Source organism: Nissabacter archeti, from assembly GCF_018257325.1.
In the GTDB taxonomy this organism is placed as follows: domain Bacteria; phylum Pseudomonadota; class Gammaproteobacteria; order Enterobacterales; family Enterobacteriaceae; genus Chimaeribacter; species Chimaeribacter arupi.
Map to the genome: position 1 here is coordinate 47131 of NZ_JAERKB010000023.1, position 10265 is coordinate 57395.

9 protein-coding genes and 4 pseudogenes are annotated in these 10265 nt (G+C 55.8%); 3 read left to right on the top strand and 10 right to left on the bottom strand.

From position 1 onward, the window contains the following. Positions 1-63 precede the first annotated feature (63 nt). From clpK to JK232_RS22285, 4 genes are all read right to left on the bottom strand, one after another. The gene (gene clpK, locus JK232_RS22270; RefSeq protein ID WP_212589705.1) at positions 64-2913 is read right to left on the bottom strand and encodes a heat shock survival AAA family ATPase ClpK; all 2850 of its coding nucleotides are present in this window, start codon (positions 2911-2913) and stop codon (positions 64-66) included. Positions 2914-3018: 105 nt separating this feature from the next. Then, positions 3019-3588, bottom strand: a complete 570-nt coding sequence (gene hsp20 / locus JK232_RS22275) for a small heat shock protein sHSP20 (RefSeq protein ID WP_000350436.1) — start codon at positions 3586-3588, stop codon at positions 3019-3021. 34 nt (positions 3589-3622) lie between these two features. Next, a complete protein-coding gene (locus tag JK232_RS22280; RefSeq protein ID WP_000643630.1) occupies positions 3623-3904 on the bottom strand; it encodes a helix-turn-helix domain-containing protein in 282 nt (93 codons plus the stop codon). A 228-nt stretch (positions 3905-4132) separates the two neighbouring features. Further along, positions 4133-4396: a hypothetical protein gene (locus tag JK232_RS22285; RefSeq protein ID WP_001295708.1), complete on the bottom strand. Its 264-nt coding sequence runs from the start codon at positions 4394-4396 to the stop codon at positions 4133-4135. Between the two features lie 14 nt (positions 4397-4410). Here JK232_RS22285 and JK232_RS22290 point away from each other — a divergent pair, with 14 nt between their 5' ends. Further along, positions 4411-4674: a transposase gene (locus JK232_RS22290; RefSeq protein ID WP_039185905.1), complete on the top strand. Its 264-nt coding sequence runs from the start codon at positions 4411-4413 to the stop codon at positions 4672-4674. After that, positions 4619-4735 (top strand): annotated as a pseudogene (locus JK232_RS22295) (transposase domain-containing protein); the annotation flags it as partial. The gene JK232_RS22290 and the pseudogene JK232_RS22295, both read left to right, overlap by 56 nt. 163 nt (positions 4736-4898) lie before the next feature. Here JK232_RS22295 and JK232_RS22300 read toward each other — a convergent pair. The 4 genes and pseudogenes from JK232_RS22300 to JK232_RS22315 all read right to left on the bottom strand — a co-directional run. Then, a pseudogene (locus tag JK232_RS22300) lies at positions 4899-5114 on the bottom strand (IS3 family transposase); the annotation flags it as partial. A gap of 7 nt (positions 5115-5121) precedes the next feature. After that, positions 5122-6170 (bottom strand): annotated as a pseudogene (locus JK232_RS23040) (IS110 family RNA-guided transposase). Positions 6171-6490: 320 nt separating this feature from the next. After that, positions 6491-7567 carry an IS110 family RNA-guided transposase gene (locus JK232_RS22310; RefSeq protein WP_000227969.1) on the bottom strand — a complete coding sequence of 359 codons (1077 nt, stop codon included), beginning with the start codon at positions 7565-7567 and terminating at the stop codon, positions 6491-6493. 272 nt (positions 7568-7839) lie between these two features. Next, positions 7840-8303 (bottom strand): annotated as a pseudogene (locus JK232_RS22315) (DDE-type integrase/transposase/recombinase); the annotation flags it as partial. A gap of 40 nt (positions 8304-8343) precedes the next feature. Between JK232_RS22315 and JK232_RS22320 the strand changes: the two are divergent. Then, a complete protein-coding gene (locus JK232_RS22320; protein WP_246538802.1) occupies positions 8344-8787 on the top strand; it encodes a hypothetical protein in 444 nt (147 codons plus the stop codon). A gap of 198 nt (positions 8788-8985) precedes the next feature. Here the strand turns inward: JK232_RS22320 and JK232_RS22325 are convergent, their stop codons facing one another. Both JK232_RS22325 and JK232_RS22330 read right to left on the bottom strand, forming a co-directional pair. Next, a complete protein-coding gene (locus JK232_RS22325) occupies positions 8986-10008 on the bottom strand; it encodes an IS110 family RNA-guided transposase (RefSeq protein ID WP_000156887.1) in 1023 nt (340 codons plus the stop codon). Between the two features lie 136 nt (positions 10009-10144). Beyond that, positions 10145-10265: IS1 family transposase (locus JK232_RS22330; RefSeq protein WP_001481131.1), on the bottom strand; the 121-nt coding region annotated here is incomplete at its 5' end.

Sequence of the window (10265 nt, forward strand, 5' to 3'; positions counted from 1 at the left end):
TCGATGCCAGGGAGGCTGCCCATGCCAGGCTGATGGAGTCGGACACGGCAGCCTCGCCCGCCATCAAGATGCGTCGCTCGCCGACTTCTTCTTGCTCGAGTCTTTGCCAGCGTCGCCGTGAGGCGTCTCGGTCGCCTTCGCGACATCCGGCTGCTCCGGCTCGGCCGGGGTCTGCGGTGGCTCTTTGCGTTCGAACACCACGCGTTCGGCCTTGTCGTCCCAGCGTGCGCTGGCGTGATCGCCCTTGCCGATGCCGCCACCGAGCATCTCGCGCGCCAGCGCAGTTTCCAGCTCGCTGCGGATCAGGCGCTTGAGTTCACGCGCACCGAACTCGGGCTTGTAGCCTTCTTCCGCGAAATGGTCGATCAGCGTCTGATCGAAAGTGAGCGTCACGCCCTGGCTGGCGGCGCTGCGCGCCACGCGATCGAGCTGCAGGCCGACGATGTGGCGGATCTCCTCCTTGCCCAGCGCATGGAAGACGATGATCTCGTCGATGCGGTTGAGGAACTCGGGCCGGAAGTGGCCGCGCAGCACGTCCATGACCTCGGCCTTGGTCTTTTCGTACTCCTCGCCAGCCGCCTCACGCGCCTTCAGCCGTCGCTGGATGATGTCCGAACCCAGGTTGGACGTGGCGATGATGATGGTGTTGGTGAAATCCACCACCCGGCCCTTGCCGTCGGTGAGGCGACCGTCGTCGAACACTTGCAGCAGGATGTTGTAGACGTCAGGGTGTGCCTTCTCGATCTCGTCGAGCAGCAGCACGCTGTAGGGCTTGCGCCGCACCTTCTCGGTGAGCTGACCGCCTTCGTCGTAACCGACATAGCCCGGAGGCGCGCCCACCAGCCGCGCCACGGTATGGCGTTCGCCATATTCCGACATGTCGATGCGCAACAGGGCGTGCTCATCGCCGTAGATCGATTCGGCCAATGCCTTGGCGAGCTCGGTCTTGCCCACCCCGGTCGGGCCCAGAAACAGGAAGGTAGCCACCGGTTTACCGCCTTCGCGCAGGCCGGCGCGGGATAGCCGCACGGCATCGGCCACGGCACGGACCGCCTCGTCTTGTCCCACCAGGCGCTCGTGCAGCCGTTGTTCCAAGTGCAGCAGCTTTTCGCGCTCTTCCACCGTCAACTCGTTGACCGGGATGCCGGTCAGGCGCGAGACGATCTGCGCCACGTGTTCCGCCTTGACCTCGGCACTGCCGGAGGCCCGCTCCCGCTCCCAGTCCTCGACGAGCTTCTTGAGCTCGGCCTCCTTGGCTTCGATGCGCTTGCCGAGCTCGGCGGCCTGGTCGTACTGCTTGCGCGCGGCCACGTAATCCTGTTCACGCCGTAGCTGGTGCAGTTCGGACTCCAGCTCCTGCACGGCCACCGGCCGGGCCGTGGCCGACAGCTTCACGCGCGCGGCCGCCTGGTCGAGCAGGTCGATCGCCTTGTCCGGCAGGAAGCGCGCCGTGATGTAGCGGTCGGACAACTCGGCCGCCGCGATGATCGCGTCCTCGGAGATGCTGACCTTGTGGTGCGCCTCGAAGGTGTCGCGCAGGCCGCGCAGAATCATGATGGCCTGGGCCACCGTCGGCTCGGGCACCGTCACCGGCTGGAAGCGCCGCTCCAGTGCGGCATCCTTCTCGATGTATTTCTGGTACTCGTTCAGCGTCGTGGCGCCGATCAGGTTGAGTTCACCGCGCGCCATCATCGGTTTGAACACGTTGGCCACGTCCAGCCCGCCTTCGCCACCGCCCTGGCCGGCACCGACGATGGTGTGCACCTCGTCGATGAACAAAATCAGCTCGCCCTGGTGCTCGGTCACCTCCTTCAGCACCTTCTGCACGCGCTCCTCGAACTCGCCGCGATATTTGGCGCCGGCCACCATGGCGTTGATGTTGAGTTCCACCAGGCGCTTGTCGCGCAAGGTCTCGGGCACTTCACCCGCCACCATGCGCTGCGCCAGCCCTTCGACGATGGCGGTCTTGCCCACACCCGGCTCGCCGATCAGCACCGGGTTGTTCTTCTTGCGCCGGGCCAGCACCTCGATGGTGGTTTCGATCTCCTGCGCGCGGCCGATCACCGGGTCGAGCTTGCCGTCGCGCGCCATCTTGGTCAGGTCGCGCGAGTACTTGTCGAGTTCTGGCGTGTTGGTCGGCGTCTCAGCGCGGCCATCCTCGGCGCCCTTGCCGACCACCTTGCTGACCTGTTGGCGCAGCGCCTGCGGCGTCAGGCCGTAGCGGCGCAGCAGGTTGGCGGCCAGCCCTTCGCCTTCCTCGGCCAGACCGATCAGGAAATGCTCTGGACCGACATAAGAATGGCCGAGTTCATTGGAGGCCACGAAGGCGCGGCTGAGCGCATCCTTCACGCGCGGCGACACGCCGATCTCGCCCTCGAAGGGCTTGTCCCCGCGCTTGGCCTCAGACTCGATCTGCCGCTTGAGGTCATCGACCTTGATCTTGAACTGACCCAGGATGGTCTTGACCACGTCGCTGTCGGCCAGCGCCAGCAGCAGATGTTCGGTATCCACCTCGGAGCGGCCAAATTCGGCAGCGTGTTTGGCGGCCTCCTGCAGCAAGGCTTCCGACTGTTCGCTGATGCGGCTGGCCAACCCACTGCCGCGACGGCGCGGCGCACCCGAACCTGCGGTGGCGGGCTCGCCAAACGAGGCATCGACCACGTCATCGGTATCGGCGGCAACTGGCGTCGCGTTTTCGCCGATGCGGAAGAAGTCACTGCCGAGGAAGTCCTCGAACAGGCCGCTGCGCGAGCCGAACAAGGCTTCCAGCGGCGAAACGGTGCGCTTTTGCTGGCGCACTAATTGCCGGTAATGGTCGTCGCACAACAGCATGGTGCTGTTACGACCGTTGAGATTGGCTTCCACCCGCACGGTGGCGGGTTGGCCGCAGACCTGGCATTGTTTTCTGGCCATGCTGATGCTCCTGAGAAGGTTGACAAGGTTGAGGCGACGAGGCATCGCGAGCCGCGACTCCTCGTCTCGTGCCGGGTTTTTCTTGTGACGAACGAGCCGGCGACGTCAGCCGTTGATCGGGATCGAGCGTCCCTGCTTCGGCGCGCTGACCTCGCGCTTGTCGATCGTGACCGTGAGCACCCCGTTCTTGAACGATGCCTTGATCGAATCCTGGTTGGCGTCGTCAGGCAGGTTCAAGGCACGCTGAAAGCTGCCGTAGGAGCGCTCCACACGGTGGAAGCCACCTTCCTTCTTCTCCTGTTCCTGGCGCTTCTCGCCACGCACCATCAGCACGTCGTTGTCGAGAGTTATCTGGATGTCCTTCTCCTCGACACCGGGCACTTCCAGGGTAATCTTGTACTGCTTGTCGGTTTCCTGGATGTCCAGGGCCGGCTTCAGCATGCCCGACCAATCGGATGGCCACTGCGGCATGTTCAACGCCGGAAAACCGAAGCCCCGGAATGCGTCATCGAACAGCCGGTCGATTTCCCGATGCAGTTGCAGGATCGGGCTGACTGGCCCGCTCGCCGCTGGCAGGTCATTGCGCTGCACCGGCAGGGAAGAGGCGGTCTGCTGCTCTTGCTGCTCGTTCTTGAACCAGTTCCAGGGAGCCAACTTCTTGAAATCGATGTCCATGTCATACCTCCAGAAAAATTGGAAAACGAGTTACTCAAGCCCTTTGCCTGCTGCGACGGGCAGTGCGCCCAGGCGACACGGGCTGCTCGGATGACTTCTGCTGTTCACGCTTGCGCATCACCTCCTTCTTTGCTCCGGCTCGGGTCTGATCATTGATGCACTGATCGATTTCACTTTGACGAAGCCGCCACGTCCCGCCCACCTTGAAAGCCGGAATTTCCCCGTGTGCGGCGAGCCGATAAAGCGTCCGCTTGCCGACTTTCAAGTACGCAGCCAATTCATCGAGCGTGAAAATCACCTGTAGGTGCGCTTTCATCTCACCCTCTCCAATCGCGTCGCTTTGCGGTTCCGGCCAAGGAAATCCTTGCAATACTTTGTAATATTAGACCTACTATGAATAACTTCAAGAGTCAAGAGTCAATGTGCAGCGTTCTCCCGCCCCATTGATGCAGGTCAACTGCTCAGGCAAGGCACAGGGGGGCGGCCTGATCAGGCAATGGACAGCGCCTAGCTCCTCAGCCTGCGTGTGCCACAGGCGCCTCGATCAAACACCGATCCTCACGTTGTAGCCGAGTGCCCGCAGCCCCTTGCTCGTCTGCATGTTCCTTGGCGGAAACTCGTCTGGGCGCGCCCAGACGACGATTTCCCCGAGGCTGCTCAGGCCAACGTGCGGAATTGCCCAGTCGTCGCTGCGGATCGCGTTCCAGAGTCGGGCCGAAACACTTCCGTTGCCCCAGACAACGTAGTTCAACAGTATCCGTCCGGCCAACACACCTTCCCGACACCGCCTCCGAAGGCCATGGCCCATCAAGCGGATTTTCCATGCGCCCTCAGCGCCGTACCTACAGCAAATCTTTCAAGGCTCAGGTCATTCAGGAGTGTTCTGAACCCGGTGCCTCCATCGCAAACATCGCCTTGGGCTACAGCCTCAATGCCAACCTCGACCACAAATGGATTCGGCTGCCTACCCACAAAACCACGGCTATCCAGCCAGCGTTCATCCCGTTGCCTTCTCAAATGCTCGGCGTGGGTTCGCATGCTCAAGCGCGCTGCTGCGATCATGAGTTTGATCCAGTCGGCCCGTAATAATGGGCACGATCCGTATGCCTATCTCAAGGATGTGCTGACACGGTTGCCGTCCCTGTAACAGCCTGAAGTTGACCTGGGTAATCAAATACCGGTGTAGTGATTAGGAAACAGGGCTCGGATAACATCATGGCGCAGGTCATTGAACCTACTAACGACGCCGGATATATGGTCGCAAACCGCATCGAACTAGTACTTGCATCACCCGGGGCGTCCATATATGGTCAACTAAAACTGGCCACCGCTTTAGAGTTTTTCCAGTATCGGTTTTCCGATTCGTTTGGGGGTAATCCACCGTTATAGTCATGCGACCTTAGCGAGCTGTAATACCTGACGATATAGTCTGTGATCGCATGAGCAGCTTCGCTAAAGTTTATATAACCTGTCACCGGCACCCACTCGTTTTTCAGACTACGGAAGAAGCGTTCCATCGGGCTGTTGACGCTCCTATGTCAAGAGCGGGCGATTGGCATATGTGAGATCTGATAAAATCAATGGGTAGAGTTCACGGACGATGTAGCGTTTTAGACATCTCAGGATCTCTTTGGTCGATAGCCCTTCACCAGTTCGTCTGTCGACATAGATTCTTGTCCGCGGATCACTTCGCATACGCACAAGGGCTATTGCCCACAGGGCATTGTTTGCTTCACGTGAGCCACCTCGATTTAATCTGTGCCTGACTGTTTTTCCTGATGATGCTGGCAGCGGATTTACGCCACAAAGCGATGCCAGTGCTGCTTCATTTTTTAAACGTTCGGGATTATCACCTGCAACTGCCAGCAGTGTGGCTGCCGTCTGTGGCCCTACGCCAAACTGGCTACGAAGGTTACTGGCATATTTACGGGTCAGTTTATCCAGCGATTCGTCCAGTTCATTCAACTCTTCAGTCAGTGCCCCCCATCGTTTCGCAAGGCTTCTAAGCGTGCTGTACAGAGCTATACGCCGCAGTTAATACAGGCAGCTACGCACTCGTGTGGTTTCGATTTCCAGAGTTTGTCGCGGACATCCTGCGGTGCACTAACCAGCAGCGAACGAAGCTGGTTAATCGCCTGAGTACGGGCTTTTACAGCGCTACGTCGGGCAACGCTAATTATCCGGAGAGCTTCACACGCGCCGGATTGCATTTTGGGTATGGCTTTGCTGCTCCCCGAAAGTACGGTGCGGGCTGCATTCTCTGCATCCAGTGGATCTGACTTTCCTTCAAGGCGGCGTTTTGAGCGGTCTGGTCGGTTAACTTCAACAACATAAATACCATTTTTAATAAGAAAACGTGTTAATGCAGCACCATAAGTTCCGGTTCCTTCAATACCTGCTCGTTCGAGAACTCCAAAAGATTTAGCCCAATCAAATAGCTCCTGATAGCCAATTTGATTTGTTTGAATAATGCGAGTACCAAGCAGCTTACCCGCCTGACTGATAACAGCACCGACATGAATATCAAGGTGTGTATCGACACCCAGGATCACGCTTTCAGGAGATTGAAAATTGTTTTGCATGGTTTACCTCCCAGATATCAGTAGCACAACCATCCCCATCGCAGGACAGGACACTCAAGATGCAGCACAAAGCTCCTATCAGGTCACAAACGCTGGGCCCGGCTATGCCCGGGAAATACCAGAATCGGACGACAGGTCAACACAAAGGCATTCGAGCCAATCCCAGCACGGGTCAGTCCGATCCGGTATTTGAAAGTATATTAGAATGAGTGTCCCAACAGTTTCCACGTCGGCTCATACTCTGCCCGATCCGGCAACTCCACAGTAACTGCCGGAACTGCCTGCTTGTATAGAGGCTACCCTGGACGCCCTTCTAAGAGTCAAGCTGTTATCGGGATACTGTTGATCCGCCTGTTTTGATTGCGCAGTAACGTGTAAACTTCGCGGGAGATATATCGCTTTAGACAGCGTATCGCTTCCATTTTTGTATGTCCTTCGGCTACACGCCTGGCGACATATTCCTTTGTTTTTGCGTCAGTTCGTAAGCGTCCGATGGCGATGATGTGAAGTGCACTATTTGCAGCACGATCTCCACCACGATTAAGTCGGTAACGGTTCGTTTTTCCAGAAGAAACGGGGACCGGGCTGACACCACACAGTGCCGCAAATCCTGATTCTGATCTTAACCGTTGAGGATTGTCTCCGGCAGTGATCAGCAACTGTGAAGCGCTTTCGTATCCGATAGCATTACGTTTAATCAGCTCAGGTGCCAACTCGTCGACAATTGCCGCAATCATGACATCCAGATCAGCGATTTCGTCATGTAACTCGAGATAGCGTCGGGCAAGGGACTTTAATGAAATGCGATAAACGTTGGTTACATTGCGGTATTCACTGGCATCAGGTCTCCAGGAACCCAGGGTCCTGATGAGCTGCATGCGCGTCATATTTCTGAGCTGTTCACGTAATTCATCCGGGGCAGAGATAATATTTGAATGGATAATCTGGAGAGCGACTCTGCGGGCTGATATTGCTGTTTTTCGGCAAGTTTTTAATACCCGCAGGGACTCAATCATGCCATCACGCGTTTTGGGAGTAACTGTCCTGATGCCTGAGAATGCTGCATGAGCGGCACATTCAGCATCAATTGTGTCACTTTTACCCCGTTTGCGTCGCTCCATCCGGTCTGGAGCAGTCACCTCAAGAACTTCTAACCCGGCGTTCTGAAAATAACGAAGCAAACCGGAACCATAGGTACCTGTGCACTCAACACCAATTCGCTTTAATGTCCCAAACGAGGTCATCCATGCCAGCATCTGCCGGTAACCTTGTCGTGTTGTGGAGAAATACTGAGTCCCAAGGACTTTATTGTTCTGATCTACGACAGCGGCAACGTGCAAATCTTTATGTGTATCCACGCCACCCACAACGGCAGCTTCGGTAACTTTATCAACCATGACAGAGCTCCTGTGAGGAAACAGAGTTGAATCTCCAGACAGATAACCCGGACAGGACAGTAACGAGACAAGCCGTCAGGCCCTTCTTGAGTCACGCGCATCGGTGAGGAGATGCCTCGCATGAAGGCGCTTCCGGCAACCGACGGGTCCAGGGCAGGACACAAAAGGTCGATCGCTGTGTGAGTCAGGATGCGGGAAGGTCTTCACTGCATCAGTAATCACACCAATCTGGTTAAACGGCAAACTAAGTGGTGGTAAAGACTGACATCGGCATTATTACTGTCACTATGGAACATCACTCCGGCTGGTTTACCGCGAGCTTCCCACGCCATTTCCAGCGCTTTGATGGTCAGCTTGCTGTCCGGCGAGAATGACATTGCCCAGCTCACCGGTTTCCTTGCGAACATATCGAGAACAACAGCGAGGTAAGGCCAACGTTTACCTGTCCAGATATACGTCACATCGCCACACCACACTTGGTAGGTTCTGTCACTGCGAACTGTCGCTCAAGGTGATTCGGGATAACGATGTGTTCATGACCACCACGTTTATACCGGTGGGTAGGCTGCTGACAACTCACCAGCCCCAGTTCTTTCATGAGCCTGCCAGCAAGCCAGCGTCCCATTTTGAAGTCTCTCAGGGTTGCCATGATGGCGATACTTCTTGCGCCAGCAGAGCCATGGCTGATGTTATGCAGTTCCAGAACCTGACTGCGTAACACAGCTCGCCTGCCGTCTATGTACTCACGGGCGGGCGCTTATCTTGCCGGACAGCCGATGCTGTATGCCGAGGATTTTTCTCCCAACACGCCGCAGGGGGCATGCCCTTCTTGCCATTGTCTGGGCCATATCTATGAGGTAACTGAAACACTGATGGTGCCCGATCCTTCACTTAGTATCCGTGAAAGGGCTATTGCTTCCTGGCCCCCGGCCTGGCACGGACAGAATCTGCGGGATATTCTGGTGACGCTGGGGTATGACATCGACACTCCCTGGAAAAATCTGCCAGCGGAAGACCGTCAGCGGATCCTTTTTACCGAAGACACCCCCACGGTACCGGTTTTCCCGGGACTGAGTCCGGAAGATACGCGCGAAGCCGTCAGGAAAAAAAATGACGCCGGGTTATATGGGGTCAGTTTGGATATCGAAAATTATTGTACTATAAGGACTTCCCCGGCATGTCAAAGCCGGTATTTATGGTTTCTGTCTGCTCTTCAGTAAAAATAAAGGGGAGAGACTGCGGTACTATAAACGGCCATGATGAATCGTCATCGATTCGGGCCCTGATGAAAGACGCGCGTGAGGTTCTTGTTCGTTAAGCGGATACGTATATCCTGTACAATAGCCAGATAGGCCTCACGGGGTCTAACCCTTTATCATCAACGAATTGCAGGTCAGATGGTTATACAGCTTCGAGCTTTAGTTGACTGAGTACAGCCGGAAATCATCACCGTAATGTAGTGATGCCCAACACAGCCGCGCATTTTTGGCGGCGATGGCCACAACAGCCCGCCAGTACCCTCTGCGCTCAACCAACATACAAACCCAACGGCTGAATGAGTCAGTCCTTTTCCCGGCGCCAATAAGCACTGAACGAGCCCCCTGAACCAGAAGCGTTCGCAGATACGAATCACCGGCTTTTGTGATCCTGCCGAGTTTCGACTTTCCCCCGCTGCTGTATTGTGATGGCGTCAGCCCCAGCCAGGCTGCCAGTTGACGTCCATTTTTAAAATCATGTGCATTACCGATACTGGCGACCAGTGCACAGGCCGTTGTGGGACCAACGCCCTTTAGCTCCATCAGCCGCTGACTGCGATGATCTGTTTTGGCTATGTGGGACAAAATTCGGTCATATTCAGTGATGTTAGCTTCAATGCGATCAACGTGTTCCATCAAATCATCAACACATTGCTGAACCTGAAGCGGTAAAGAGCTCTTCTGCACAGAAACCATGTGGCGCAGGGCATCAGCACTTTGTGGCGCGATGACACCGAATTCAGATATCAATCCTCGCAGACGATTATACGTTGCTGTTTTCTCTTCGATAAAACCCTGACGGGTACGATGTAAACACTGCATGGCCTGCTGGCTTTCGTCTTTCACTGGTACGAACCGCATATGCGGACGACGAACAGCTTCACAGATAGCCTGAGCATCAGCTGCATCATTTTTTCCTGATTTTCCGGCCATACGATAAGGCGATACAAACTTAGCAGCCATCAGACGTGGCTCATGACCATACTGCCGAAACAATCTTGCCCAGTAGTGAGCCCCGGAGCATGCTTCCATCCCGATAACACAGGGAGGCAAACTTGCAATTAACTCAGGAAGTGCAGCACGCGATACTTTAGGCTTAACCAGAACAGTTCTACCATTTTGATCAACACCGTGAACAGCAAACACATTTTTAGCAAGATCGATACCGACAGTCGTGATAGTCATAACGAATTCCTCCGGGACGATGTGTACCCCATGATTGCACAAGAGTTAATCAGGCGCATAATCAGGGGAAGTCCCTTCCATTCGTTAAGGCTATTTTTTAATCAGATGCCGTCTCTGGTAAGGTAATGACTCCAACTTACTGATAGTGTTTTATGTTCAGATAATGCCCGATGACCTTGTCATGCAGCTCCACCGATTTTGAGAACGACAGTGACTTCCGTCCCAGCCTTGCCAGATGTTGTCTCAGATTCAGGTTA

What these genes read in the sequence shown, in the direction of transcription:
- JK232_RS22310 (WP_000227969.1), bottom strand. Translation starts at nt 7,567, where the DNA reads ATGGTTGATAAAGTTACCGAAGCTGCCGTTGTGGGTGGCGTGGATACA.
- JK232_RS22285 (WP_001295708.1), bottom strand. Translation starts at nt 4,396, where the DNA reads ATGGGCCATGGCCTTCGGAGGCGGTGTCGGGAAGGTGTGTTGGCCGGA.
- JK232_RS22290 (WP_039185905.1), top strand. Translation starts at nt 4,411, where the DNA reads ATGCGCCCTCAGCGCCGTACCTACAGCAAATCTTTCAAGGCTCAGGTC.
- hsp20 (WP_000350436.1), bottom strand. Translation starts at nt 3,588, where the DNA reads ATGGACATCGATTTCAAGAAGTTGGCTCCCTGGAACTGGTTCAAGAAC.
- JK232_RS22280 (WP_000643630.1), bottom strand. Translation starts at nt 3,904, where the DNA reads ATGAAAGCGCACCTACAGGTGATTTTCACGCTCGATGAATTGGCTGCG.
- JK232_RS22325 (WP_000156887.1), bottom strand. Translation starts at nt 10,008, where the DNA reads ATGACTATCACGACTGTCGGTATCGATCTTGCTAAAAATGTGTTTGCT.
- clpK (WP_212589705.1), bottom strand. Translation starts at nt 2,913, where the DNA reads ATGGCCAGAAAACAATGCCAGGTCTGCGGCCAACCCGCCACCGTGCGG.
- JK232_RS22320 (WP_246538802.1), top strand. Translation starts at nt 8,344, where the DNA reads ATGCTGTATGCCGAGGATTTTTCTCCCAACACGCCGCAGGGGGCATGC.